Source organism: Streptomyces achromogenes, from assembly GCF_030816715.1.
Lineage (GTDB): Bacteria > Actinomycetota > Actinomycetes > Streptomycetales > Streptomycetaceae > Streptomyces > Streptomyces achromogenes_A.
Genome location: NZ_JAUSYH010000001.1, coordinates 3,166,192 through 3,191,791, shown reverse-complemented (window position 1 = coordinate 3,191,791; position 25,600 = coordinate 3,166,192). Strand labels below are relative to the sequence as shown.

The 25,600-nt window shown below is 72.6% G+C and carries 18 protein-coding genes and 2 pseudogenes; 10 read left to right on the top strand and 10 right to left on the bottom strand.

The features are described 5' to 3' along the window. The first annotated feature begins 127 nt into the window (after window positions 1-127). Window positions 128-664: an HNH endonuclease gene (locus tag QF032_RS14335; protein ID WP_307042987.1), complete on the top strand. Its 537-nt coding sequence runs from the start codon at window positions 128-130 to the stop codon at window positions 662-664. A 109-nt stretch (window positions 665-773) separates the two neighbouring features. On the opposite strand, the gene QF032_RS14330 is transcribed toward QF032_RS14335, so the two are convergent. From QF032_RS14330 to QF032_RS14315, 4 genes are all read right to left on the bottom strand, one after another. After that, window positions 774-1,517: an ABC transporter ATP-binding protein gene (locus QF032_RS14330; protein WP_306952263.1), complete on the bottom strand. Its 744-nt coding sequence runs from the start codon at window positions 1,515-1,517 to the stop codon at window positions 774-776. Continuing rightward, window positions 1,514-2,092, bottom strand: a complete 579-nt coding sequence (locus QF032_RS14325) for a hypothetical protein (RefSeq protein WP_307042986.1) — start codon at window positions 2,090-2,092, stop codon at window positions 1,514-1,516. Before QF032_RS14325 ends, QF032_RS14330 begins: the two co-directional genes overlap by 4 nt. Then, window positions 2,089-3,015 carry a hypothetical protein gene (locus QF032_RS14320; protein WP_307042984.1) on the bottom strand — a complete coding sequence of 309 codons (927 nt, stop codon included), beginning with the start codon at window positions 3,013-3,015 and terminating at the stop codon, window positions 2,089-2,091. The genes QF032_RS14325 and QF032_RS14320 overlap by 4 nt, the downstream gene beginning before the upstream one ends. A gap of 432 nt (window positions 3,016-3,447) precedes the next feature. Next, the gene (locus tag QF032_RS14315; protein ID WP_307056152.1) at window positions 3,448-3,867 is read right to left on the bottom strand and encodes a hypothetical protein; all 420 of its coding nucleotides are present in this window, start codon (window positions 3,865-3,867) and stop codon (window positions 3,448-3,450) included. A gap of 494 nt (window positions 3,868-4,361) precedes the next feature. On the opposite strand from QF032_RS14315, the gene QF032_RS14310 reads away from it, so the two are divergent. The 4 genes from QF032_RS14310 (at window position 4,362) to QF032_RS14295 (ending at window position 9,260) form a co-directional block, all read left to right on the top strand. Then, window positions 4,362-4,553, top strand: a complete 192-nt coding sequence (locus tag QF032_RS14310; RefSeq protein WP_307050089.1) for a hypothetical protein — start codon at window positions 4,362-4,364, stop codon at window positions 4,551-4,553. Further along, window positions 4,554-6,731 (top strand): 4-alpha-glucanotransferase, encoded by a 2,178-nt coding sequence (gene malQ / locus QF032_RS14305; RefSeq protein ID WP_307056151.1) that lies wholly within the window; start codon window positions 4,554-4,556, stop codon window positions 6,729-6,731. Between the two features lie 112 nt (window positions 6,732-6,843). Further along, entirely contained in the window at window positions 6,844-7,128 is a 285-nt protein-coding gene (locus QF032_RS14300) for a hypothetical protein (protein ID WP_306952268.1), read from the top strand. A gap of 200 nt (window positions 7,129-7,328) precedes the next feature. Further along, on the top strand, window positions 7,329-9,260 hold the full coding sequence (locus QF032_RS14295) for a hypothetical protein (protein WP_307056150.1): 1,932 nt from the start codon (window positions 7,329-7,331) through the stop codon (window positions 9,258-9,260). A gap of 15 nt (window positions 9,261-9,275) precedes the next feature. On the opposite strand, the gene QF032_RS14290 is transcribed toward QF032_RS14295, so the two are convergent. Further along, window positions 9,276-9,857 carry a MarR family winged helix-turn-helix transcriptional regulator gene (locus tag QF032_RS14290; protein ID WP_307056149.1) on the bottom strand — a complete coding sequence of 194 codons (582 nt, stop codon included), beginning with the start codon at window positions 9,855-9,857 and terminating at the stop codon, window positions 9,276-9,278. Window positions 9,858-9,965: 108 nt separating this feature from the next. Between QF032_RS14290 and QF032_RS14285 the strand changes: the two genes are divergently transcribed. Beyond that, window positions 9,966-10,904 (top strand): EamA family transporter, encoded by a 939-nt coding sequence (locus QF032_RS14285; RefSeq protein WP_307056148.1) that lies wholly within the window; start codon window positions 9,966-9,968, stop codon window positions 10,902-10,904. Between the two features lie 158 nt (window positions 10,905-11,062). On the opposite strand, the gene pepN (QF032_RS14280) is transcribed toward QF032_RS14285, so the two are convergent. Beyond that, complete coding sequence (pepN, locus tag QF032_RS14280; protein WP_306952271.1) at window positions 11,063-13,630, bottom strand: aminopeptidase N; 2,568 nt, start codon at window positions 13,628-13,630, stop codon at window positions 11,063-11,065. Window positions 13,631-13,821: 191 nt separating this feature from the next. Here pepN (QF032_RS14280) and QF032_RS14275 point away from each other — a divergent pair, with 191 nt between their 5' ends. After that, entirely contained in the window at window positions 13,822-14,388 is a 567-nt protein-coding gene (locus QF032_RS14275) for a DUF1203 domain-containing protein (RefSeq protein ID WP_373430338.1), read from the top strand. Here QF032_RS14275 and QF032_RS14270 read toward each other — a convergent pair. Continuing rightward, on the bottom strand, window positions 14,375-15,394 hold the full coding sequence (locus tag QF032_RS14270) for an aspartate-semialdehyde dehydrogenase (protein ID WP_306952272.1): 1,020 nt from the start codon (window positions 15,392-15,394) through the stop codon (window positions 14,375-14,377). The two genes, QF032_RS14275 and QF032_RS14270, sit on opposite strands and share 14 nt — an antisense overlap. A gap of 315 nt (window positions 15,395-15,709) precedes the next feature. Between QF032_RS14270 and QF032_RS14265 the strand changes: the two genes are divergently transcribed. After that, window positions 15,710-16,252, top strand: coding sequence for a sigma-70 family RNA polymerase sigma factor (locus QF032_RS14265; RefSeq protein ID WP_307042973.1), 543 nt, complete (start codon window positions 15,710-15,712; stop codon window positions 16,250-16,252). 1 nt (window position 16,253) lies between these two features. Continuing rightward, a complete protein-coding gene (locus tag QF032_RS14260) occupies window positions 16,254-17,090 on the top strand; it encodes a hypothetical protein (RefSeq protein ID WP_307056147.1) in 837 nt (278 codons plus the stop codon). Between the two features lie 232 nt (window positions 17,091-17,322). On the opposite strand, the gene QF032_RS14255 is transcribed toward QF032_RS14260, so the two are convergent. After that, entirely contained in the window at window positions 17,323-20,637 is a 3,315-nt protein-coding gene (locus QF032_RS14255; protein WP_307056146.1) for a S8 family serine peptidase, read from the bottom strand. 250 nt (window positions 20,638-20,887) lie between these two features. Between QF032_RS14255 and QF032_RS14250 the strand changes: the two are divergent. Further along, window positions 20,888-21,341 (top strand): annotated as a pseudogene (locus QF032_RS14250) (NUDIX hydrolase); the annotation flags it as partial. A 310-nt stretch (window positions 21,342-21,651) separates the two neighbouring features. Here QF032_RS14250 and QF032_RS14245 read toward each other — a convergent pair. Together QF032_RS14245 and pepN (QF032_RS14240) are read right to left on the bottom strand one after the other, a co-directional pair. Beyond that, window positions 21,652-22,716, bottom strand: a complete 1,065-nt coding sequence (locus tag QF032_RS14245; protein ID WP_307056145.1) for a hypothetical protein — start codon at window positions 22,714-22,716, stop codon at window positions 21,652-21,654. Window positions 22,717-22,981: 265 nt separating this feature from the next. Then, window positions 22,982-25,574 (bottom strand): annotated as a pseudogene (pepN, locus tag QF032_RS14240) (aminopeptidase N). Window positions 25,575-25,600: the final 26 nt, after the last annotated feature.

Sequence of the window (25,600 nt, the reverse complement as noted above, 5' to 3'; positions counted from 1 at the left end):
GGGTGTGGTCGAAAACACTCCCAGCCCGTTACCGGGACATGGTGGCGCGGTCAGCGGGCGAGAGGGGAGACTGACCACAGATCGTCCCGGCGCGAGCCACGCGCCGCCGACGCCCAAGGAGGCATCCGTGCCGCACGTCCTGGTCCTCAACGCGTCGTACGAACCACTCGGCGTCGTACCGCTCCGCCGCGCGCTCGTCCTCGTCCTGGAGAACAAAGCGGTCTCCCTCGAGGAATCCGGCGCCTTCCTGCACAGCGCGACCGTCACAGTCCCCGCACCCAGCGTGGTCCGGCTCAAGCGATTCGTCAGGGTTCCCTACCGTGGACCCGTCCCGCTGACCCGTCGGGCGCTGTTCGCCCGGGACGGGGGCCGGTGCATGTACTGCGGTGGCGTCGCAACCAGCGTCGACCACGTCGTCCCGCGCAGCCGCGGGGGCAAGCACGTGTGGGACAACGTCGTGGCGTCCTGCCGCCGCTGCAACCACACCAAGGCCGACCGGCACCTCGTCGAGATCGGCTGGCGCCTGCGTCACAAGCCCGCCCCGCCCTCCGGCCTCGCCTGGCGCATCATCGGCACGGGCCACCGGGATCCGCGCTGGCTGCCGTACCTGCAGCCCTACGGCGCGGACGACGCCCTGGCCAGGATCGACGGCGTCTCCGCCTAGCCGCTCCGGTACCCCGGTGCGGTTGTGAGCGCTGTCGGGGCCGCCCGCGGAGCCTGCCCGGGCCCCGGCGGTCGGCCCGGCAGGCGGTCCGGCGGTCGGGGCCCGGGCGTCAGGCGGCGACGTTGTGGCTTCTCAGCAGCGCGGTGTACGCCCCTTCGGCGGCGCGCCCCTCGAGGGTTCCCGGCGGAGTGTGGGCCAGGAACGTGTGGGTGGTTCCGTGGTGCAGGACGGAACCGCCGTACATGACCGTGACGTGGTCCGCCTCCTCCGCGAGGTCGGCGACGTCGTGCGTGGACAGCAGGACGCGCACGTCACCGGTGAGCCCGCGCAGGATGTCGCGGAACACGCGGCGCTGGTAGGGGTCCATTCCGGCGGTCGGCTCGTCCAGCAGCAGGACCCGGGCGCCGTGCACCAGCGCCCCGGCCACGCCGACGCGCCGCAGCTGGCCGCCGGAGAGCTGGCTCGTGCGGGCGTCGATCTTGTCGGTCAGCTCCACCCGGGCAAGGGCCTTGCGGGCCTGCTTCCAGGCGTCCGTGCGGTTCATGCCCTTGAGCCAGCCGATGTAGGCGACGTACTCGCGGGCCGTGAGCGTCGGCATGGGCACGATGTCCTGCGGCATCCAGGCCACGGCCTGCCGGTACGCCGCGGTGCCGGCCGGCGCCCCGTCCAGGGCGACGCGCCCCTTCTGGGGGGTGGTCACCGAGGCCGCGAGCTTCAGCAGCGTCGACTTGCCGGCCCCGTTGGGACCGAGCAGTACGGTGAGGCCTTCCGGCAGGCTGTAGGAGAAGTCCTGGAGGACGGGCTGCTTCCAGCGCCGGTAGCCGTAGGTGCAGTTGCGGAGTTCGAGTGTCACGCTGTTTTCCTCGACGAGCGGATCTGGGCGGCGAGTCCGAGGGCGAACACCACCAGGGAGGCGGCTGCTGCGAACAGGTCGTCCGCAGGGAGCGCGATGACGGTCCACGAGCGCGGGACGTTCCCGCGGAACCCGATGACGGCGACGGTGACCAACCATCCCACGGGGAGCATCACGGCTCCTTGGCCGACCCAGGCGCGGCCGAGCAGCATGAGGCCGGTCAGGAACAGGGCGTTGCGCCCTCCGGTCGTGGCCGTCCCCGTTCCCTGCAGGGCGGCGACGAAGACGCTGCACAGTACTGCGGTCGCCACGACCGCGGTGACGAGCAGGTTGTCGAGCCGGGTGACGGACCGTACTCCGGAGACCTCGGCCGCGGGCAGCCGGGACTCCAGCATCGCCATCAGGATGGCGAACAGGGGCACCGGGACGAACAGGGCCAGCGCGACCCTGGGACTGCCGGTGATGGCCGGCAGCAGCACCGTGGTGTCCTGGACGGCGTAGAGCGCGGCGGTGAAGACGACGAGGGCGAGCGGCAGCAGCGTGTGTCCCCGCCGGGCCTTGAACCACCACCTCACGACGGGTTCGCCTGGCAGGTGTCGAGCTGCTTCTTGATCCACTTGGTCTGCTCGGCCGCGGGTTCGGCCAGCACCCGGGTGACGTCGGCCTTGATCTGCTTCTCCAACTGCCGGTCCTCGGGGTTCATGCCCTCCTGCTCCCGGCGCATCTGGTAGGCCTCCGCCTGCCCGGTCTTCGTGGCGGCCCACAGCCAGGCCGAGTGCGCGGTACGGACGTCGACCTCCTTGCAGCGGAACTTCAGCGAGCGCACCACGACCTGGTACACCGCGTCGCCCCGCTGTATGGGCACGGTCAGCATCATGCGCCATTCGGTGTCCGTGGACGCCTTCTGGTGGCGGCCGTCGACGTAGCCGTCGGTGATCAGCTGGGGCCGGGCCGAGGTCGCCCCGGCGTCCCGCAGCACGCTCAGCGCCTTGGCGCTGCCGCTCTGCGCCTTGGAGAGATAACGCTCGTTGAACTCCGGCACGCACATGCGCGGCGCGCTGCCGGTGCACGCCATCGCCACGTTCCCGGTGGTGATCGGCGGAGTGGCCGACCAGTCGGCGGTGATGCGGTAGGCCCCGAAGACGCCGCCCACGGCGACCGCGGCCGCGAGGGCGACCCGGAGCAGGCGCCACCCGAAGGGCAGCCAGAGGAGGAGCAGTCCGACGGCGATGCCGCCGGCCAGCAGTATGGGGGCCGCCGCCGTGACGAACCGGGGCACCTCGCCGAAGCCGATCGTGTCGAACTGCCCGGACACATGGCGGGGCCAGTACGGCAGCATCGCCCGGGTGAAGGCGACGACGAGCCAGTCGGCCACGGCCAGGATCGGCGTGGCGATGATGCGGGGAACCCAGCAGCCCACGGCGAACCCCACGATCGCGTGTGCGACGCATATCACCATCGCCGCGAGTGGCAAGCGCAGGCTGTCGAGGCTGGGCATGGTCGCCGACCGTGCGAGTGAGACCGCAGGGGGAAGAAGGAGAACAAGCCACGAGAGCGCGATCACCGGGGCCAGGATGTTGGCCGCGATCCGATAGCGGGAACGGGCCGGAGCCAAGGCCCATATCCGTGCGCTTTTCAGACGGCCACTCTCCCAGCAGGCAAGTCCTGCGGCCGTCGCATAAGCCAGCGCGTAAAGCGTCGTAAGCGGCTCTGCGACAATGCTCGGCGCGTAATGGAAATAACTCGAGAGAGGGGCTGTCTGGCCTACGACATAGTAAAGGAATGTCAGTAGGAGAATAATGGGTGCAGCCCATCGCACACTACCGCTGCGCAGAGTGGTGCTGAATTTCATGCAGTCTCACCGAACCACTTGTCGGCCGGAGAGGGGCGCCCCGTGCGGGACGCCCCTCAGGGCTGGTCTGTCAGCCGTCTAGTCGGCCTTGGTGGTGTCCACCGACACCGTGCGCACGCTCAGCTGCGGGCCGAAGGTGGAGCCGCCGATCTTCATGATCTTGAAGTAGTAGTCACGCATGCCGGACGGCAGGTCGGTCCACTCGCCGTTGCTCGTACCGCCGTTGAAGCAGGCGGTAAAGGTCTTGCTGTCGTAGGCCGCGTCGGGCTGGAACGAGATGTCGTTCCAGATCTGCACGTCGGTGCTCTTCGAGCCGTCGGTGGTGCAGCCGGTGAACCTCACCTGCGAGTAGAGCTCGTCCGACCAGCGCCGGGACTCGAAGCTGGCGCTGGCACCGGTTATGGAGCTGCTCCAGTTGGCCTCGGCGATGGGGGCCATCGCCAGAGTGATCACGGCGGCCGTGCCGACGATCGTGGTGATGCGCGTACCGCGCTTCATGCTTTCCCCTGTTCTTTGTGCGTGAAGCACGGGGTCAGGCACTTGTGAAGTTGAGAACACACTTCCCCCACATCCCCCGTCCCCCGTGCGGCTGAGGGTTCTTCAGCCTGTGTCTGGAAAGTATCAGTCCACTTCGTGAAAGGTCAACTTCTTCCAAAGGGGGCGCTGTTGCTTTCCTCGCCGTCGTTCGAGTTGTCTAAAGTGGGGCGATTTTTCACCGTCTGGATTGTGTCGGGGTGTTCCGAATTTCCCCATTGATCTTGCCGAGTCGGCGGCGGCGTCGGACGCGGTTCGCCGCGTCGCAGATGTGAACCCGGCGCGTCCGCCGCCATGGCGCGGGGATGTGGCAGCGTGTGACGCGGCGCGTCGGCAGCGGACGTTCGGCACGACGTCCAGTGGGATGTTCAGCGGGGCGTTCGAGGGGACGTCTGGCCCGGCGTTCGCTGGGTAGGGCTGCGGTAACCGATGTCGTATCCGATGAGGAGGCCACCGTGATCGCGCCGCCCCGGTCCAAACGCCCGGCGGAGCTCTCCGCCGCCCCCGAAGACGTCCGTCTGTGCGCTTTCAGCGCCGAAGGAACCTGCGCCGAACCCCCACTGACCAGCGAACCCCCGCTGCCCGACGCCGAGCCCCTGACCAGCGAGCCGCCGCTCGCCGCCGCGGACTCCGACTCCACGAGGCCGTAGATGACCGCACCCCCCGGGGAAGAGCTCGCCCGGCTCGCCGCGCTGCACGGCGTGGCCACCTCCTACCAGCCCTCCGTGGACCGCACGGTCACGGCCTCCGCCGCCGCCGTCACCCGCGTCCTGGCCGCCCTGGGCGTGGACGTGGGCGCGCCGCGGGCCGTGCGCGCCGCGCTCGCGGCCCGGGAGGCGGAGTTGCGCGAGCGGCTGCTGCCGCCGACCGTGGTGTGCTGGAGCGGCAGCCCGCCCGAGGCGCTCGCGGCCCTCCCCGAGGGCAGTCGGCTGCACGTCGAGACCGAGCAGGGCGAGAGCCACGACGGCGTCGGGGAACTCCCGCTCGGGGTGCACCGGTTGACGGTCACCGCACCCGACGGGCGGACCGGCGCGTCCCACCTCGTCGTCGCCCCGGCCCGCCTGCCCACGCCCGCGGGACGGTCGTACGGGCTCCTGGTCCAGCTGTACTCGCTGCTCTCGCACCGCTCCTGGGGCATGGGCGACCTGGGTGACCTCGGGGAACTCACCGGCTGGGCCGGGCGGACGCTCGGCGCCGGATTCGTGCAGGTCAACCCCCTGCACGCGGCCGTGCCCGGCTCTCCGACCGATCCCTCCCCCTACCGGCCCTCCTCCCGGCGCTTCCCCGACCCGGTGCACCTGCGCGTCGAGGACGTCCCCGAATACGCGTACGTCCCGGACGACGCCCTGCGCGCCGCGCTGCTCGAGCGGGCCGGCCGACTGCGCGAGGCCGTCCTGGGCAAGGGCGAGCTGATCGACCGGGACGCGGTGTGGCGGGTCAAGCGGGAGGCCCTGGAACTCGTCGCCCGCGTGCCGCTCGGCCCCGGCCGGCGGGCCGCCTACTGTGACTTCCTCGCCGAGCAGGGCCGGGCGCTGGAGGACCACGCCACCTGGTGCGCCCTCGCCGAGGTGCACGGCTCGCAGTGGCGGCAGTGGCCGTCCGCACTGCGCGACCCCCGTTCGGCGGAGACCGCCCGCGCGCGGGGCGAGCTGATGGACCGCGTCGACTTCCACTCGCGGCTCGCCTGGCTCACCGACGAGCAGCTCACCGCCGCCCAGCGCGTCGCGCGCGAGGCCGGCATGCCCGTCGGGATCGTGCACGACCTGGCGGTCGGCGTGCATCCCGAGGGCGCCGACGCGTGGGCGCAGCAGGAGTACTTCGCCGCCGGCATGTCGGTGGGCGCCCCGCCGGACGCCTTCAACGCCCGCGGCCAGGACTGGGGTCTGCCGCCCTGGCGCCCCGACCGGCTGGCCGCCTCCGGCTACGCCCCCTACCGGCGGCTGCTGCGGGCGCTGTTCCGGTACGCCGGCGCGCTGCGCATCGACCACGTCATGGGCCTGTTCCGCCTGTGGTGGGTCCCGCAGGGCGAGCCGCCGACCGAGGGAGCCTACGTCCGCTACGACGCCGAGGCCATGCTCGCCGTCCTGGTGCTGGAGGCGTCCCGGGCCGGCGCGGCGGTGATCGGCGAGGACCTCGGCACCGTCGAGCCGGGGGTGCGGGAGGCACTGCGCGAGCGCGGGGTGCTCGGCACCTCCGTCCTGTGGTTCGAACGGGACTGGGAGGGCGACAGACGTCCGCTGTCCCCCGACCGCTGGCGGGCCGACTGCCTGGCCACCGCGACCACGCACGACCTGCCGTCCACGGCCGCCCGGCTCACCGGCGAGCACGTCGAACTCCGCGACCGGCTGGGCCTGCTGACCCGGCCGCTGGAGGAGGAGCGCACCGAGGCCGCCAACGACACCGCCGAATGGCTGGCCGAGCTCAGCCGCCTCGGGCTCCTGGCCGGCACCGGCGGCGGCAGCGACGCCTCCTCGGAGGAGGCCGAGGTCCAGGCCGTCCACCGCTTCCTGCTGCGCAGCCCGGCCCGCATGATCGGCGTCTGGCTGCCGGACGGCGTCGGCGACCGCCGCCCGCAGAACCTGCCCGGCACCTGGGACCAGTACCCGAACTGGCGACTGCCGATCGCGGACGCCGAGGGCCGCCCGGTCACGCTGGAACAACTGGCGGCCTCCCCGCGACTGCACGCGCTGATGGACGTCCTGCGGGCACCGGATCAGGAACGCCCGGCCGACGACACGGGCGGCGAGCCGTCCGGCGACACGGTGGAACAGCCGTTCGGCGGCCTGCGGGGCGAACCGTCCGGCGACGACGCCCGGGAGGGGACGTGACGACTGTCCCGCGCTTCCTCGGCGACGCCCGGGAGGGGACGTGACGGTCGCCCGCGCCTCGGACGGCACCCCGGACGCGCGCGCCCGGACGCCGTTCGCTAACTTGGGCACCGTGGACAAGAAGAACGCCCTGCGCGCCGGCGCCCTGGCTGCCGGTACGACGCTGATGATGCTGCTCATGTCGTCCCCCGCGCTCGCGGTGAGCCGCGACGACGGCGACGACCCCGGCCCGGGTCTCAGCGTCGTCGAGACGCTGGGCCTCTACGTCGTGGCCCCGCTCGCCCTGTTCGCGCTGATCGCCGGACTGGTGTGGGTCCTGGACAGGTCGAAGGACCGGGGCGACGACACCAGCTCCAACATCTCCGTCCGGGGGAAGGCCAAGGCCGCCAAGGCCTGAGGCTCCCGTTCTCGGCACGCTCCCCGAGGGCGCCGGTCCCACCGCACGTGCGCACAGACCGTGCACGGCGGGACCGGCGCTCTCGCTGTGCGTCCGGCCCGAAGGGCGGCGGGCCGCAGTGAGGAAATTCCGTCGACAGGCCGAGACCTGCCGGGCAGGCTGGTGCGCATGACCTACGGAATCGAGTTCCCCACCGCCCGGTGAGCCCCCCGGACGATCTCCCGCCCGCGCTGTACGAACAGGCGCTGAGCCTGCGGCGGCAGTCCCCGGAGGGCCTCCCGCCGGGCCGCGGTTTCGACCTCCCCGGCTCCCCGGCCGAAGCCCGTGCGGAGGATCCCACGCTGTCCCACAAGGAGGCGGCGGTCGTCGTCCCGGGAGCACTGGACCCGCTGCCGGCGGACGCGGTGGCCCTGCACCGCCGGTTCGCCGAACTCGGCGTCCGGGCCTGCCACCGCAGGGCGGTCCTGTACGCCGTCGCGGCGCTGCCGCTGCCGGCCGAGCACCGCCCGGCGGCCCGCTCGCTGGCCCGGCAGCTGACCAGGACCGGCACCACCGTCCCCGCCGTCACCGTCGGCCTCGCCCTGCTCGCCCGCGTGGGCGAACCCGAGGACGTCCCGCACGTCTTCGTGCTCGGTCTGGTGCGTTCCCTCACCGGCGCGGCGCTGCAGGCTCTGGACGTCCTCGACCGCCGGGCCGGCGCCGTCGTCAGCCTGCTGTCGTCGGCCGGTCGCCACGAACTCCGGCCGCTGGTGAGGGCGTTGGCGGCATCGGTATCGGTATCGGCATCGGTGGAGGCGGACGACGCGGCCGTCCGCCGGGAGCTGACGGCCTTCCCCGCCGGTCCGCGCTTCCTCGACGCCGGGACCGCCCGGCGCGTCGCGGAGGCCGCCCGGCTGCCCGACCTGCTCGCCGCGCATCCCGCCGACCCGGAGTTGCTCGCCCGGGCCGGTCTGCTGCTCGTCCGGATCGCGTGCGAGGGCGACGCGCCGGGCGAACTCCTCGGCTACCGGGACGCGCCGGGCGTGTACGAGACCGTCGTCGGCCGGGCCGGTCTGCTGACCCCGACCCTCGAACACCACGCCATGCTGCTTTCGCTCGCGCTGAGCCTGAGCAGCGGGACCGGAGCGCTGCTCGACTGGCCGCCCGGCCGTCGCGAGAGCCTGCTGGCAGCCCTCGGCCGGCTGCTGGCCCGACCGGCGTGGACCTCCCTGACGGACCCCGACGGCACGTGCGACCCAGCCGGCGGGTCTGCGGACGCCGCCCGGACCGGTGCGGCCGGCGTGGGCCCGGACACCGGCGTGGATCCGGACACCGCCGCTGCCTGGCGGCGGCGGGCCGGCTGGATCCGGCGTACCGGACGGCGGCCGTTCACCGGTGCGGCCACGGCCGGCGGCGGGCTGCGCATCGAGATCGTGGCCGGTGACCCGGAGGGCGGGCGGGCATCCCTGGAGACCCGTGTCCTCGTGGACGGGCGGCCGCTCGTCCCGGCGCTGTTCCCGTTCGGTCCGGCGCACGGTCCGGAGATCCTGCTGGACGAGGGGCTGCTCCGGGCGGACACCGAGCCTCGGCGGGTGCGGCTCGCGGAGGCCTGGTGCACCGAGGGGTGCTGCGGTGCGCTGCACGTCACCGTCCGCCGCGACGGCGACGAGGTGGTGTGGGAGGACTGGCGGCGTCCGGCCCTCCCCGGCAGCCGTGGGCCCGCGCCCGCGGTCCCCGCCCTCCGCTTCGACGCGGCCGCCTACGACGCCGAGGTCACCCGGGCCGAGACCGACGGCGACTGGTCCTGGCGGGCTCGCAGGACGGCCCGCCTGGTCAAGGCCGGGCTGACGGCACGTCCGGAGCTGCTCACCCGGTGGGACGCGCGCCGGGGCTGGATCGGCACCGGCTTCGACGACCCGGACACCGTCAAGGTGAACTTCTGGTACCAGCCGGGCCTCGCCGCCGGGCGCCCGGAAGGGGACCCGCTGGTGTTCCAGTGGGCCGTTCCGGACGACGGGGCGCCACCGCGGGAGCAGGCCGAGGCCGCCCTGCGGCGGCTGGCCGAGGAGGACCCGAAGCACTACAGCCGGGTCAGCGGCGGCACCCGCGAGCGGGCCGAGGAACTCGGCTTCGCCTGGCCCTTCGACAGCTGACCGGATCGGACGTCGTCAGCTTCGGGGGGTCTCCGTGGACAGCAGCAACTCCCGTAGCAGGTCGGCCAGTCGGCCGGCCTGTTCGGCGTTCAGGGCCGCGGCGAGGGCGTCCGTCTGGACGGCGAGGCCCGCGCCGACGGCACGGTCGGCGAGTTCCAGCCCGTGCTCGGTCAGCGTCACCTGGAGGCCGCGGCGGTCGTGCGGGTCGGGGGAGCGGCGCAGCAACCCGGCCCGTTCCAGCTTGTCGAGGCGGCCGGTCATACCGCCGGTGGTCAGCATCAGCGTCGCCGACAGCTGGCGCGGCGAGAGGGTGTAGGGCTCGCCGGAGCGGCGCAGAGTGGCGAGGACGTCGAACTCGCCGCGGGCGATGCCCAGTGCCGCGTACACCTGTTCCATGCGGTCGCCCATCGCGCGGGCGATCCGGCCGATGCGGCCGAACACCTCCATGGCGGAGGTGTCGAGATCCGGCCGCACCGTCGCCCACTGCTCCGCGATCGCGTCGACGGGGTCCCTGCGCGAGGGGTCCCTGCGCGAGGGGTCCTTGCGTGAGGGGTCCCTGCGCGAGGGGTCTGCGGGCGTGGGGCGCTGGCTGCTCATGGGCTGAGTATCCGCCCGTCCTCGGTGACCCGCAAGAAAGTGGCTTGCGAACTAGCGAATGACCGACAAGCGGCTTGCAAGTAAGTAGCTTAGTGCTAAGTTATTTGCATGAAGAGGTCAGCGACCGTCCTGCTCACCGCCCTCGCCCCGGTCTCCTGGGGCACCACCTACGCCGTCACCTCCGAGTTCCTCCCGGCCGACCGCCCCCTGTTCACCGGCCTGATGCGGGCGCTGCCCGCCGGGCTGCTGCTGCTCGCGCTCGGCAGGGTGCTGCCGCGCGGGGTCTGGTGGGGGAAGGCCGCGGTGCTCGGCGCGCTGAACATCGGCGCCTTCTTCCCCCTCCTCTTCCTCGCCGCCTACCGGCTGCCCGGCGGCATGGCGGCCATCGTCAGCTCGGTCGGCCCGCTGTTCGTGGTCGGCCTGTCGGCGGTGCTGCTGAGGCAGCGGCCCACCACGCGCACCCTGCTCACCGGCGTGGCGGCCGTGTTCGGCGTCAGCCTCGTCGTGCTGAAGGCGGCCGGGGCGCCGGACGCGCTCGGGGTGGTCGCCGCGCTCGCCTCCACGGCCTCGATGTCGGCCGGCACGGTGTTGACGAAGAAGTGGGGCCGTCCCGAGGGGGTCGGCCCGCTCGCCCTCACCGGCTGGCAGCTGACCGCGGGCGGTCTGCTCATCGCCCCGCTCGCCCTGTTCGTCGAGGGCGCCCCGCCCGCGCTGGACGGCCGTGCGGTCGCCGGCTATTTCTACCTCGCCCTGGCGAACACGGCCGTCTCGTACTGGCTCTGGTTCCGCGGCATCGGCCGCCTCAGCGCCACCCAGGTCACCTTCCTCGCCCCGCTCTCGCCGCTGACCGCGGCTGTCGTCGGCTGGGCCGCGCTCGGCCAGTCGCTGACCCCCGTGCAGCTGACGGGCATGGCGCTGGCGTTCTCCGCGACGGTGGCGGGACAGCTGACGCCGCGACGGCCGGCCGCGCCGGCCGCGACCCGCCCCCGCGAGGACCTCGGGACCGCCGCCGACCGCCCACCCGCGCGGACGGCCGCGGGGAAGTGAGATCCGCTGCGATGAGGTGAGCAAGCGGCGGGGGCGCCCGGTGATCTCACCGGGCGCCCCCGCCGTCGTCCGCGCGCCGTCGTCAGCGGCCGACGCGCGCGCTGCGTCCCGTACGCGCCGTGTTCGGCACGCGCCGCGGTCCGCCGTACCGCTGGCGGCTACCGCGCGTCGGCCGCCTGGGCCTTCAGCGCGCGCTCCACGCCGGAGCGGGACTCGGAGACGAGGCGGCGCAGGGCCGCGTTCGGCTCGGCCGAGGCCAGCCAGGCGTCCGTGCTGTCCAGGGTCTCCTGGGACACCTGGACCGCGGGGTAGAGGCCGACCGCGATCTGCTGGGCGATCTCGTGCGAACGGGACTCCCAGATGCCCTTGACGACCTCGAAGTAGCGGTCGGTGTACGGCGCGAGCAGCTCACGCTGGTCGGTCTGGACGAAGCCGCCGATGACCGCCTCCTGCAGGGCGTTGGGCAGCTTGTCGTCCTCGACGACCTGCGACCACGCCTCCGCCTTGGCCTCCGGCGTCGGACGCGCGGCCCGCGCGCTCGCCGCGTGCCGCTCGCCGGCCGCCGTGCGGTCGCGCTCGTACTCGGCGGCGATCTCCGCCTCGTCGAACCGGCCGACCGCCGCGAGCCGCTGCACGAAGGCCCAGCGCAACTCGGTGTCGACGGCCAGGCCCTCGATCGTCTGCGAACCGTCCAGCAGGGAATCCAGGAGGTCCAGCTGCTCGGGCGTGCGGGCGGTGGCCGCGAACGCGCGCGCCCACGCCAGCTGGTGGTCGCTGCCCGCGGCGGCGGACCGCAGATGGGCGAGCGTGGCGTCCGTCCAGCGGGTCAGCAGGGCCTCGCGGGCCGTCGGGTCGGCGTACAGGTCGACGGCGAGCTTGACCTGACGGTGCAGCGACTGGACCACGCCGATGTCCGACTCCTTGCCGATGCCGGACAGCACCAGGGACAGGTAGTCGCGGGCGGGCAGTTCGGCGTCCCGGGTCATGTCCCACGCCGACGCCCAGCACAGCGCGCGCGGCAGGGACGCCTCGAAGTCGCCGAGGTGCTCGGTGACGAAGGCGAGCGACTGCTCGTCCAGGCGGACCTTGGCGTACGACAGGTCGTCGTCGTTGAGCAGGACGACGTCCGGACGGCGCTTGCCGACCAGCTGCGGGACGGCCGTCAGCTCGCCGTCGATGTCCAGCTCCACGCGCTCGTCGCGCAGCAGCTTGCCGCTGTCGCCGTCGAGGCCGTACAGGCCGACGGCGATCCGGTGCGGACGCAGGGTCGGCTCGCCCTTCGCGCCGGCCGGGAGCGCCGGGGCCTCCTGACGGACGGCGAACGAGGTGATGACGCCCTCGGCGTCCGTCTCGATCTCGGGCCGCAGGACGTTGATGCCGGCCGTCTGCAGCCACTTCTGCGACCAGGTGGCGAGGTCGCGGCCGGAGGTCTCCTCCAGCGCGCCGAGCAGGTCGGACAGCCGCGTGTTGCCGAAGGCGTGCCGCTTGAAGTACGCCTGCACGCCCGCGAAGAACTCGTCCATGCCGACGTACGCCACGAGCTGCTTCAGGACGGACGCGCCCTTGGCGTAGGTGATGCCGTCGAAGTTGACCAGGACGTCGTCCAGGTCGCCGATCTCGGCCATGATCGGGTGCGTCGAGGGCAGCTGGTCCTGGCGGTAGGCCCAGGTCTTCATGGAGTTGGCGAACGTGGTCCACGAGTGCGGCCAGCGCGAGTCCGGCGCGTACGCCTGGCAGGCGATCGAGGTGTAGGTGGCGAACGACTCGTTCAGCCACAGGTCGTTCCACCACTCCATGGTGACCAGGTCGCCGAACCACATGTGGGCCAGCTCGTGCAGGATCGTCTCCGCGCGCAGCTCGTACGCGGCGTCGGTCACCTTGGACCGGAACACGTACTGGTCGCGGATGGTGACCGCGCCCGCGTTCTCCATCGCGCCCGCGTTGAACTCCGGCACGAACAGCTGGTCGTACTTCTGGAACGGGTACGCGTAGTCGAACTTCTCCTGGAACCAGTCGAAGCCCTGCCGGGTGACCTCGAAGATCGCGTCCGAGTCGAGGAACTCGGCGAGCGAGGGCCGGCAGTAGATGCCGAGCGGCACAGACTGCCCGTCCTTCTCGTACACGCTGTGGACGCTGTGGTACGGGCCGACGACGAGCGCGGTGATGTAACTGGAGATCCGCGGCGTCGGCTCGAACACCCAGACGTCGTCCTTGGGCTCCGGCGTCGGGGAGTTGGAGACGACGGTCCAGCCGGTCGGCGCCTTCACGGTGAACTGGAAGGTCGCCTTGAGGTCGGGCTGCTCGAAGGACGCGAAGACTCGACGGGCGTCCGGCACCTCGAACTGGGTGTAGAGATAGGTCTGTTCGTCGACCGGGTCGACGAACCGGTGCAGACCCTCACCGGTGTTCGTGTACGCGCAGTCCGCCACGACCCGCAGGACGTTGCGCCCCTCCAGCAGGCCCGGCAGCGCGATCCGGGAGTCCTGGAACACCTCTTCCGGGGCCAGCTCCTCCCCGTTGAGCGTCACCTCGTGGACGGCCGGGGCCACCAGGTCGATGAAGGACGCGGCACCCTTTTCGGCCACGTCGAAGCGCACGGTGGTCACGGACCGGTAAGTGCCGCCCTCCCGCGCGCCGGAGAGGTCGAGATCGACCTCGTACGAGTCAACGGTGAGCAGCTTCGCCCGCTGCTGCGCCTCTTCGCGAGTCAGGTTTGTGCCAGGCACGCGGTCATCTCCTCGATATGTGTCGGTCGCGTCATCCTTCCACGGGAGGGCCGCCCCGGGCGACGGCCTTCCGGGCGGGCGGCGCCCGCTTCCGCCGCCCGCCGCCGACGGCCCGTCTTCGCCGTTCCCGCCCCACTTCGACGTCCGAAATCCGCCGGTCCGGTTGCCCGCGCCGGAGGAGGGTGGGGGGCATGGTGAATGCGACGGGAACTCGGGCAGAGCAGGCGTTCGTGGTGCGGGCGATGTCCGCGAACGCACTGCGTGAGGTACGGGGACGGGACGACGCGGGGCGGCCGGTGGCGCCGTTCGTGGACGCCGAGGGCGATGCGCCGCTGCGGTGCTGTCTGCGGCGCAGTGCCGTGGGGGAGCGCATCGCGCTCGTGTCGTACGCGCCGCTGCGCCGCTGGGCGGCCGAGACGGGGGCCGAGCCCGGGGCCTACGACGAACAGGGGCCGGTGTTCGTCCACGCCGAGGCCTGCCCCGGCTTCACGGGAGACGGCGCCCCAGGGGGTGGCTTCACCGGAGCCGGGTCCACGGCAGCCGGGCCCTCGGGGGCCGGGGCCGGTCACCCCTTCGGGCAGGCTCACCGGGTCGTGCGGCGGTACTCCCCCGAGGGCCGCATCCTGGGCGGCGCGCTCGTCGGGGCAGGCGGGCTCGACACGGCGTTCCGGGAAGCGTTCGACGACCCGGCCGTGGCGTTCGTCCACGTCCGGGCCGTCGAGTACGGCTGTTTCCTCTACGAGGTCAGGCGGACCTGAGCTCGTCCGCCACCAGCTCCGCGATCTGCACCGCGTTCAGCGCGGCGCCCTTGCGCAGGTTGTCGTTGGAGATGAACAGGGCGAGGCCGTGCTCGACGGTCTCGTCCCGGCGGATGCGGCCCACGAAGGACGGGTCCTTGCCGGCCGCCTCGAGCGGCGTCGGGATGTCGGTGAGGACCACGCCGGCCGCCTCGGACAGCAGCTCCGTCGCGCGCTCCGCGGACAGCGGGCGGGCGAAGCGGGCGTTGACCTGCAGGGAGTGCCCGGAGAACACCGGGACCCGGACACAGGTGCCGGAGACCCTGAGGTCCGGGATCTCCAGGATCTTGCGGGACTCGTTGCGGAGCTTCTGCTCCTCGTCCGTCTCGCCCAGGCCGTCCTCGACGATCGAGCCGGCGAGCGGGACGACGTTGAAGGCGATGGGGCGCTTGTAGACCTGCGGCTCGGGGAAGTCGACCGAGCCGCCGTCGTGGGTCAGCTTGTCGGCCTCCGGCCCCACCTTCTGCGCCTGGCCGTGCAGCTCCGCCACGCCCGCCACGCCCGACCCGGACACCGCCTGGTACGTGGCGACCACCAGCGCCTCCAGTCCGGCCTCCGCGTGCAGCGGCTTCAGCACCGGCATCGCGGCCATCGTGGTGCAGTTCGGGTTGGCGATGATGCCCTTGGGGCGGTTCGCGATCGCGTGCGGGTTCACCTCGGAGACGACCAGCGGAACCTCGGGGTCCTTGCGCCAGGCGGAGGAGTTGTCGATCACGACCGCGCCCTGGGCGGCGACCTTCTCCGCGAGCGCCTTCGACGTCGCGCCGCCCGCCGAGAACAGGACGATGTCCAGGTCCGCGTAGTCGGCCGTCGCCGCGTCCTCCACCGTCACGCCGTCCAGGACCGTCCCCGCCGAGCGGGCCGACGCGAACAGGCGCAGCTGCGTGACCGGGAAGTCCCGCTCCTTGAGGATCCTGCGCATGACCGTGCCGACCTGACCGGTGGCTCCGACGATTCCGACCCTCACGGCGACTCCCTCTGTCCGTCCCATTTACGTGCGTGTTGCCTGGCCGAGGCCGTTCCATGATGCGGCCGACCCCGGCCCGCCTGTCCAATTCTTTGCCCCGCATGCCCGAGGGCTGGGACGCCCCGCCGGGCACGCCGGTTGCGGAACTCTCTCCCGCACCCCGCTGAACTGGAGGAATTCGCCCCGCGCCGACTCCGCACCGCAAGCTGTGCTGTCGCACGCGCCGGTGTGACGTACGCCTCTGCGAGATCCCCCAGGGCTCCGGCGAACGTTTCCGCGGCCCACGGCGTCGTAGAGGAAACGCGGTAGGGAGGGGTGGCTGTGCTGCGCAGAAGAGCCCACCGCGTCCAGGGGGACGGGACCGTGTCCGGCGACGACCCCCTGGACGCGGCGCAGGAACGCCGGGTGCGGGCGGTGCTCGCACTGGGCGGGGTGCCGCAGGCGGACCTGCCGGACGGGGTGCAGCAGGTCCGCCTGCGGTTGCTGGAACGCGCGGCGAAGGGTTACGAGGCGCCGCGCGACGTCTCCGCGTGGGCGGCGGTCGTGGCCTCCAACCTGGCCATGGACTGGCATCGCGCCAAGCGCCGTCAGGAACGGCTGGGGGAGCGGCTCGCCTCGCTGCGCCAGCACGAGCCGGCCTCGGGCGAGGACACCAGCGTGCTCTCCCTCGCCGTCGCCCAGGGTCTGGACGAGCTGCCCGACGCGCAGCGGCAGGTCCTCGTCCTCCGGTTCTACGCCGACCTGCCGGTGCGTTCGATAGCCCGGGAGCTGGGCGTTCCGGAGGGCACCGTCAAGAGCCGTCTGCACACGGCGGTCCGGGCCCTGCGCGCCCGCCTGCACGAGGACGAGGTGGTGTGACGTGACCGCGGAACACGACGGCCGCGCCGGTCTGGACGCGCTGATGGCCGCGATCGTCGACGAGCCGCTGCCGGAGGAGAGCCGCGCGGACGACGCATTCATGGCGGAGCACCGCTCGGCGACGGCCGACCTCGCGCTGCTGCGCGAACAGCTCGGCGTCCTCGCGGACGCCCTCACGGCGCAACCGGAGGTCCGGGCGGAGCAGCGGACCGCCCCGGCCCACCGGCCCGGGCCATTCCGGCGCCTCCGGCCGCCCCGTGCGTCCCGGTTCCCCTCGCCGGCCCGGCCCACGCCGGCGGCCCGGCTGCGGCCTCTCGTGCTGCGGGCCGCGGGCGTCGCCGCCGCCGGCGCGATGGTCTTCGGGGTCGGGTGGGCGGTCGTCCAGGTGGGGGACGGGGCGTCCGACGGCGCCGACTCGAAGGCGAGCGCCGCGAACGACGCGGGCGCGGGCGCCGACGGATCGGGGGCGAAGGGCACCGAGGACTCGGGCAGCCCCCTCGGCGACCCCGGGTACCTCGTCTGCACCCGGCTCGTGGTGGAGGGCGAGGTGACGGCCGTCCGCCCGCTGCCCGGCACGACCCGCGAGCGCGTCACGCTGCGCGTCACGCACGCGTACCGGCCGGCCGTGAGCGCGCCCGAGGCGGGCTTCGAGATGGAGCACGACATGGACCCGCTGCTGGCGGCGGGCGACCACGTGCTGGTCGCGCTGGGGTCGGGGTCGGCCACGCCCGACGTCTGGGCGGTCGGCGAGGCCGACATCGCGCCCGAGCGGACCGCGCTCGCCCGTGCACTGCCCGAGACGGAAGGCCTCACCTGCGACGGAACCCCGTCCGGGTGACCGGGTGACCGGACGGCCGGACGGACGGCCCGCCGGGAGGGGCGGGACGCGCAGCGCGTGCCCCGGCGGGGGCCGGTCGACGGCGGGCGGCATCCGCCGGACAGACGGGCCGCCGGACGGGCCCCGGGGTGTGGCGCGTGCCCCGGCGGAGGGCCGGTCGACGGGGAAAGGGCGGGAACGGCGAGGGGCGGGCGCCCTTTTCGGACGCCCGCCCCCACTGCCGTGCACGGTGTTACGGGGTGACCTTCTCGATCGCCACGCTGCCGGAGCCCGCGACGGTGCCCCGCGCGTTCACCAGCTGGACCTGGCCGAAGAAGGCCCGGCCCTCGGGCGCGGCGGCCGCGGCGGTGACGGTCGCCTTGACCGACGCCGAGGCGCCCGTGGCGAGCTTCACCGGCGTCGACGCGTCGACGGCGACGGTGCCCAGGGAGGACGAGAAGAACACGTCCAGGTAGTCGTACGCCGTCGTGCCGGCCGGGACGGAGTACCCGGCGACCTCGATGGTGTACGTGCCGGCGGCCGGCGACGGGATGGAGACCGCCTCCTCCGAGTCACCGTCGGCCTGCTGCGCGACCTGGTTGCCGGCCGCGTCGAAGACCGTGAGGTCCAGGTCGGCGGAGGCGTCCGAGACGTTGCCGATGGAGACGTCGAGCGACTTGGCGCCGGCCGGAACCTCGACCGTGGTGGTCTGGGTCGTGCCGTTCGCGATGGTCGGACGGGTCGCCTTGGACGAGCCGAGCGGGCCGCCGGCCAGCTTGCCGTCGATCGCGGCGAAGTTGTTCGTGACCTTCCAGGAGACGGCGGCCGGGGTGCCGACCTTCGCCTCGGGCACGGTCACGGTCGCCGGGTCGAAGGCGGCGCCGTAGACGGTCGCGTCCAGCTTGTACGGGTTGTCCAGCAGCGGCGAGGTGCGGCGCGACTCGACCTCGATCTCCCAGACCCCGGCCTGCGGGTTCTGGTACGAACGGGCGTCCGGCCGGCAGCCGTTGGTGTCGGGGTAGTTGCTGTAGCAGTAGATCGTGGAGCTGTCCTCGACCGCGACGCCGTACGGGTGGATCGAGATGAACCGGGTCTGGCTCTTGTCCTTCAGCCCGCCGATCGCGACCTCGAAGGACTTGGCGCCCTCGGGCACGGTCAGGAAGTACGACTGGAAGCTGTTGCGCTGCACGGTGTTCGACACGGAGAACGTGTGCTTCACCGGCGTCGAGACGACGACCGTGTTGAGGATCTGCTTGTCGACGCCCTCGGTCTTCGGGTCGTCGACCGTAAGGATGGCGCTGGCGATGCCCGCGGCCTTCGGCTTGGCCTGGATCCTGACGGTCACCGGCTTGTTCAGCGGCAGCTTCACGTCGTCGTCGCCGACGATCCGGAAGGTGCCGGCCGCGTTGTTCTCGAGCTCCAGCTCGTGGCGGACCGCCTTGTCGGGGCCGGACGTACGGGTGATGGTGACGTCGTACGTCTTCTTCTGCCCGGCCTTCAGACCGCTCTCGCGGTCGTAGACGCCGGTGCCGAAGCCCGGGGTCTTCAGGGCCTGATCGAGCGCGGTGTCGACCGGGGCCTTGACGGTGTAGTCGTGGGCGGTGGCGCCCTTCCTGATGGACTTCCAGGCGTCCACGATGTCGATGGCGCCCGCGCCCTCCTCGTACGCCTGCACACCCTTGATGTGGTGGGCGGTCGAGGTCAGCGCCGTGCGCAGGATCGCCGGGGTGAGCGCGACCTTGTGCTGCTTGGCGGCCGAGATCAGCAGCGCCGAGGCGCCCGCGGCCTGCGGGGAGGCCATCGAGGTGCCCTGCAGCATGGAGTAGCCGGCCGGCAGCGGGTAGCCCGCGTCGGCGACCGGGGAGCCCGGCAGCCAGGTCTGGGTGGTGTTGATCGAGGCGCCGGGCGCGACGAGCGTCGGCGTGAAGCCGCCGTCCTCACGCGGGCCGCGCGAGGAGAACGGCAGCAGCGCGTACTTCTTCGTCACCTGCGAGCCGTAGTTGGCGGCCCAGGTCTCCTTGGAGATGGCCGCGCCGACCGAGATCACCTTGTCGGCCAGACCGGGGTCGCCGATGGTGTTCGCGCCGGGGCCCTCGTTGCCCGCGGAGATCACGAGCTGGACGCCGTAGGTGTCGATGAGGCGCGTGTACAGCTCGGCGCGCGCGTTGTTGCCGTCGTTCAGACCCGGCAGACCGCCGATCGACATGTTGACGATGTCGACGCCGCGGTTGACGACCAGGTCGATCATGCCCTCGGTGAGGGCCACGTTGGTGCAGCCCGGGCCGAAGACGCAGGCGCGGGAGGAGACGAGCTTCGCGCCGGGCGCGGCGCCGTCCATGTTGCCGCCGAACAGGCCGTTCGCGGCGGTGATGCCGGCCACGTGGGTGCCGTGCTCGCTGGCGATGAGGCCGATGTTGGCGAAGTCGGCCTTCTTGCCGACCCAGTCGCCGCCGAACGGGTCCATCGGCACGTCCTTGCGGATCTGCACGACGAACGGCTGGCGCTCGACGACGTCGGTCGCCGGGTTGTCGGTGCCGAAGTAGCCGACCTGGTAACCGTCCTTGTACGGCTTCATCGCGGTGTCGTCGCCGAAGTCGCCGTTGTTGTTCACGTCGACGGTGACGGTGCCGGCGGCCGCGTCGTACAGGACACCCCACACGTCGGTGGTGTCGCCGTCGCGGTTGACGTCGCCCTTGGCGTCGCCGCCGGCGGTGGCGGACTCGCGGAACAGGTTGACCTGGTACGAGCCGGGCTTCGCGGTCCAGGTGCGGCCGCCGAAGGCGAAGCTGGGGCCGGACACGGAGGTCGTCATCGGGCGCCAGGAGGCGTCGCTGTCGAGGATCGGGTCGGTGGCCGTCACCCAGTCGACGATCTTGCGCTCGCCCGTGGTGGTCTTCTGCAGCGCGGGGTGGCCGAGGTCCACGCCGGAGTCGAGGATGCCGATGGTGACGCCGCGGCCGTCCGCCTTCGGGTTCTTCTTCACGAAGTCGACGGCGCCCGTCTCGAAGGACGGGTTGTACGGGTTCTCGGCGGGCGTCTTCCGGCTCGGCGCCGGGTAGGTCTTCGTCTTCGCGGCGGACCTGCCGGCCTTGGCGGTGTCCGCGCTGGGCGCCGGGTCGTCGAGGACGATGTCCTGGCGCAGGTCGATGGCGTGCACCGAGGACAGCTTGGCGGCCGCGGCGATCGCGGAGTCGGCCTTGCCGGTCGGGACGGTGGCGCGGACGTAGCCGAGCTTGTCGTAGGACTGGCCCACGGAGCCGCCCTTGACCGCGTCCAGCTCCTCGGCGACCTGCTCGGTCTGGCCGGGGGCGGTCGCGACCATCAGCGTGACGTTCTTGTCGCCGGCGGCCTTGGCCTCGGCGAGGAGGTCGGCGTCGTCGGAGCCGAGCTTGTCGTGGGCGGACTTCACGCCAGGGTCTGCCGCGGCGGGGGTCTGGCCGGCGTCGGCGGAGAAGGCCATGGGTATCGGTCCGGCCGCGGACAGCGCGGCCACGAGGCCCGCGGCCACGGCTATCCGGGCCACGCGTCTTGCGCCCGATATCGGTTCACGCTCGGGGGTGAGGGTCATCGGCATCCCTTGTAGGTAAAGGAACGAGCGACGCGTGATCAGGCCGTTCCTGCCTGATCACGGTCCTCCGGAATGCGCTCCCGGATGACCGCAAAGCTTTGCCTAAGAGTCAGTTGTTTGGGGAGAGTTGACCGAATCGATATGGATGCATGGGGAAAACCCTCTACGAGCCGACTGTGCGCTGGCTGTCCGGCGGCTGTGGGACCGGAAAACCCCTGCCCGGGCGGACGGGTCCGGCTACCGTCCCGGTATGCGCAAGAGGTTGAGGGTGGCGGCCTACGCCGTCTGCGTCCGCGACGGCCGGTTGCTGCTCGCCCGCTCGCCGGCTCCCGACGGCACCCCTGAGTGGGTGCTCCCCGGCGGCGGTATGGAACACGGCGAGGACCCCCTCGACACCGTCGTGCGCGAGCTCGACGAGGAGACCGGCTACCGCGTCGAGGTGACCGGCCTGCTCGGCATCGACTCCGCCCGCCACACCTTCCGCCGCGAGGGCCTGCGGGGCCCCGTGGACCATCACGCCGTCCGCGTCCTCTACGAGGGGCGGGTCGTCGGCGGGGAGCTGCGCCACGAGGTGAACGGCTCCACCGACATGGCCGCCTGGCACGACCTGGACGCCGTCGCCTCCCTCACCCGGGTCCGCCTGGTCGACACCGCGGCTGGCACTGTGGCGGCAACGCCCGGCGAACGGCCGGAGCGCCGCGCCGTCCGAGGAAGCCGCGCGGTCCGAGCAGGTCATCGCGCCCGGGGAGGGCGTGGCATCGGGGGAGGCTGTGGCGTCCGGGGAGGCAGTGCCGCCGAAGGAAGCCGTGCCGCCCGCGGAATGAGAGGGCGGCCGAGGGCCCGTCGCCGCTCCGGCCGGCGGCGACCCCGGGGTGCACCTCGAGCCGCTGCGCAGGGCGCACGGCGTCCGGGCCGGCCTCGACCCGGCTGGTTGCCGACACTGCGGGCAGCCTGGCGGAACGCTGTTCCGCCAGGCTGCCCGAACCAGGAATCCCCTCCTTCACCAGAGGGGCTTCAATGCCGGGGAAGCACCACGACATACGCGGCCGGGTCGCGGTCGCCCGATGCCATCAGGGCCGTGCGGATCACCGCCGCCTGCTGCTCGCTCGCGTCCCGCAGCTTCCTCGGCGTGACGTACACGACGGTGATGCCCAGACGCTCCAGGTGTTCCCGCTTGCGCGCGTACTCGGACCACAGCGCGTCGTCGTCCTGGCGCGGGGCCCGGGTGTCAAGCTCCACGGCCACCGCCTGGTCCGGCCAGTAGGCGTCCAGGCCTCCGAGGCGGGGGCCGCCGGGCAGGCGCAGGTCCACGTTCCACACCGGGTCGGGCAGGCCGTGCTCGCGCACCATCGCGTACAGGCGCTCCTCCGCGATCGCGCGTCCCTCCGCGAGCAACGCGTCGACGGCGTCCACCACATGCGGCCGGCTCAGCAGCTTGGCGTCGTTCAGCTCCCGCACCACGGACGCCGGTTCGCAGTGACCCCCGCGCACCGCCTCCGACAGCAGCCGCCGCACCAGGCCCGCGTCCGTCAGCCCGGCCACCGCGTCGGCCAGGGCGCGCGGCACCGGCGCCACCGGGACCCCGGTCGCCTGCTCGGGAGCCGGCAGCGAGGCCGTGCGGACGACGTGCGCGCAGCCCGTCGAGCGCAGCCGGCGCAGCCGCGGCACCAGGACGTCGACGTGCTCCAGCGACGTCAGCGGCGGGGCGGATGCCAGACCGTGCAGGTTCAGTGCCGCCAGACCCGTGATCATCGCGTCCCGGTACACCGGCCGGTGCGGGTCCCCCGAGGCGGGCTGGGACGGCACCCCGGGCGTGGAGGTCTGGCGGGCCGCGTACATCAGCACCGCGTGCAGCCGCTCCTCGCTGGTGGGCGGTCCCGGGTGGAGCAGGTACACGCCGGGCAGCACCTGCTGCCAGGGCCCGCCGGGACGGCACTGCTCGTCGGCCTCGGCGGCCGCCACACCCTGCGAGCGGAGGCGGGCGGCGGTGGCGACGCGGCGGTGGACGTCGGAGAGGCGGCGGCGGACGGGGCGGGGGGACGCCGAGGGGACGCGGGGGAGCGGGGTGTTGTGGTTCATGCAACGGGGATTCCGCACCGAGCAGGCCGATTAACCGCCGTTACACGCCTGTCGACAAATCGGGACAAGTTCGCCCTAAAGGACGGGTGTTCGGGTGCCGACTAGGGGCCGAAAACCCCTGGTCCCGAATGAAGGGGCCAGGGGTTACGGGTCGGATTGACTGAATTCCGTAACGGTGACCGTCGGCGGAATTCATGGCCAAAGGCAAGGCCCGTGGGGGGAAGCGCTCGGACCGGACGCACGGACGGGGCTCGCGGAACGCGCCCTAGTCGTCCGAGGATCCCGCTTCGGCCCGTGCGTCGCACGCCTGTCCGCGCAGGCCCCGTGCGTGGTCGTCCCACGCCTCGAGGACCAGCCGGCGCAGCGCCGGGGGCGCCGCGTCGTGCGCGGCCAGCCAGATGTCCGTCTCCACCAGCGTCTGCGGGGAGTCCTGCAAGGACGGGAACAGGCCCTTGACGATAGTCATCGCGATCTGGATGGAGCGCTCGGACCAGACCCGCTCGATCGCCGCGAAGTACTTGTCCCGGTACGGCGCCAGCAGCTCCCGCTGCGAGGGCTGGCCGAACCCGGCGATCGTCGCCTCCACCAGGGCGTTGGAGAGGGCGTCGGACTCCACCACCTGCGCCCACGCCTGCGCCTTCACCGCCGCCGAGGGGCGGGCGGCGAGGCAGCGGACCTGGTGGCGCTTGCCGGACGCGGTGTCGTCACGGGCCAGTTCGGCCGCCAGCGCCTTCTCGTCCGCGTACCCGTGTGCGGCCAGCGGCTCCAGGAACGTCCAGCGCAGTTCCTGGTCCACCTCCAGCCCCTCGATCGCCGACGTGCCGTCCAGCAGGCCCTGCAACAGCTCGAAGCCGGCCGGGCTCTCGGCCCTGCCGGCGAAGAAGCGCGCCCAGGCCAGCTGGTGCTCGCTGCCCGGCGCGGCGGCGTACAGCTCGCGCTCGGCGCCCTCGGCCAGCAGCCGCGCGCCGGTCTCCCGCAGCGGCGGAGCCACATAGTGCACCAGCGCCGACTCCGCCCACGCGTGCAGCATCTGCAGCACGCCGATGTCCGACTCGCGGCCCGCGAAGCGCAGCACCAGCCCGATGAAGTCCCGCGCGGGCAGCAGCGCGTCCCGCGTCATGTTCCACAGCGCCGACCAGCACAGCGCGCGGGCCAGCGGGTCGGTGATGTCGCCCAGGGAGGAGCGCAGGGCGTCCAACGAGGTCTCGTCGAAGCGGGTCTTGCAGTACGTCAGGTCGTCGTCGTTGACCAGGACCAGCTCCGGGGCCTCCTGGCCGGCCAGGTCCGGCACGGTCGTGCGCGGCCCGTCGACGTCCGCCTCGGCGCGCGCGTACCGCACCAGACGGCCCTCCTCCCGGCGGTAGAGACCGACGGCCACCCGGTGCGGCCGCAGCTCCGGATGGGACTCCGGGGCCTCCTGGAGCACCGCCAGCTCGGCGACCCGGCCCGCCGCGTCCAGCAGCACCTGCGGGGTCAGCGAGTTCACGCCCGCCGTCTGCAGCCAGGACCGCGCCCACGCGCCCATGTCCCGGCCGCTGGTCTCGCCGAGGACCGACAGCAGGTCGCCGAGGCCGGTTGTTGCCGTACGCGTGCCGCTTGAAGTAGCGGCGGGCGCCCTCCATGAACGCGTCCTGACCGACGTAGGCCACCAGCTGCTTGAGCACGCTGGCGCCCTTGGCGTAGGTGATGCCGTCGAAGTTGAGCTTGGCGTCCTGAAGGTCGCGGATGTCGGCGGTGATCGGGTGCGTGGAGGGCAGCTGGTCCGCGCGGTAGGCCCAGGCCTTGCGGCGGTTGGCGAAGGTGATCCAGGCGTCGGAGAAGCGCGTCGCGCCGACGCTGGCGAAGGTGCCCATGAAGTCGGCGAAGGACTCCTTCAGCCACAGGTCGTCCCACCACACCATGGTGACGAGGTCGCCGAACCACATGTGGGCCATCTCGTGCAGGATGACGTTCGCCCGCGCCTCGTAGGAGGTCTTCGTCACCTTCCCCCGGAAGATGTACTCCTCGCGGAAGGTCACCAGGCCCGGGTTCTCCATCGCGCCGAGGTTGTACTCGGGCACGAACGCCTGGTCGTACTTGCCGAAGGGGTACGGGTAGTCGAAGTGGTCGTGGAAGAAGTCCAGGCCCTGCCGCGTGATCAGGAAGACGTCGTCGGCGTCGAAGTAGGGGGCCAGCCCCTTGCGGCACATCGCGCCGAGGGGGATCTCCAGCGTCGTGCCGTCGCCCAGGTCGCGCGTGTACGTGTCCGTCACGTAGTGGTAGGGGCCGGCCACGACACAGGTGATGTACGTCGAGATCGGCTTCGTCTCCGCGAACCGCCAGACCCCGTCCGCGCGCTCGCCGGCGCCGTTGCTCCACACCGTCCATTCCTCGGGCGCGCGCACCTCGAAGCGGAAGGGGGCCTTGAGGTCGGGCTGCTCGAAGGTGACGAAGACCCGGCGCGCGTCGGCGGGCTCGTACTGCGTGTAGAGGTAGACCTCGCCGTCCTCCGGGTCGACGAAGCGGTGCAGGCCCTCGCCCGAGCGGGAGTACGCGCACCGGGCGTCCACCACCAGCTCGTTCTCCGCCGCCAGGTCCTCCAGCAGGATCCGGGCGCCGTCGAAGACCTCGCCGGGGTCGAGGTCGCGGCCGTTGAGGGAGACGGACGTCACACTCGGCGCGATCAGGTCGGCGAAGGTCGACGCGCCGGGCTCGTTGCAGCGGAACCGGATCGTGGTGACCGACCTGAAGGTGCGTGGCGCGTCCCCGGAGTGGTCGTCGACCGCCGAACGGACGTCGAGGGACACGTCGTATCCGTCGACGGACAGCAGGGCGGCCCGCTCCCGGGCCTCGTCGCGGGACAGGTTCTCACCGGGCACGGGCGGTACTCCCTCACTGCGTGGCG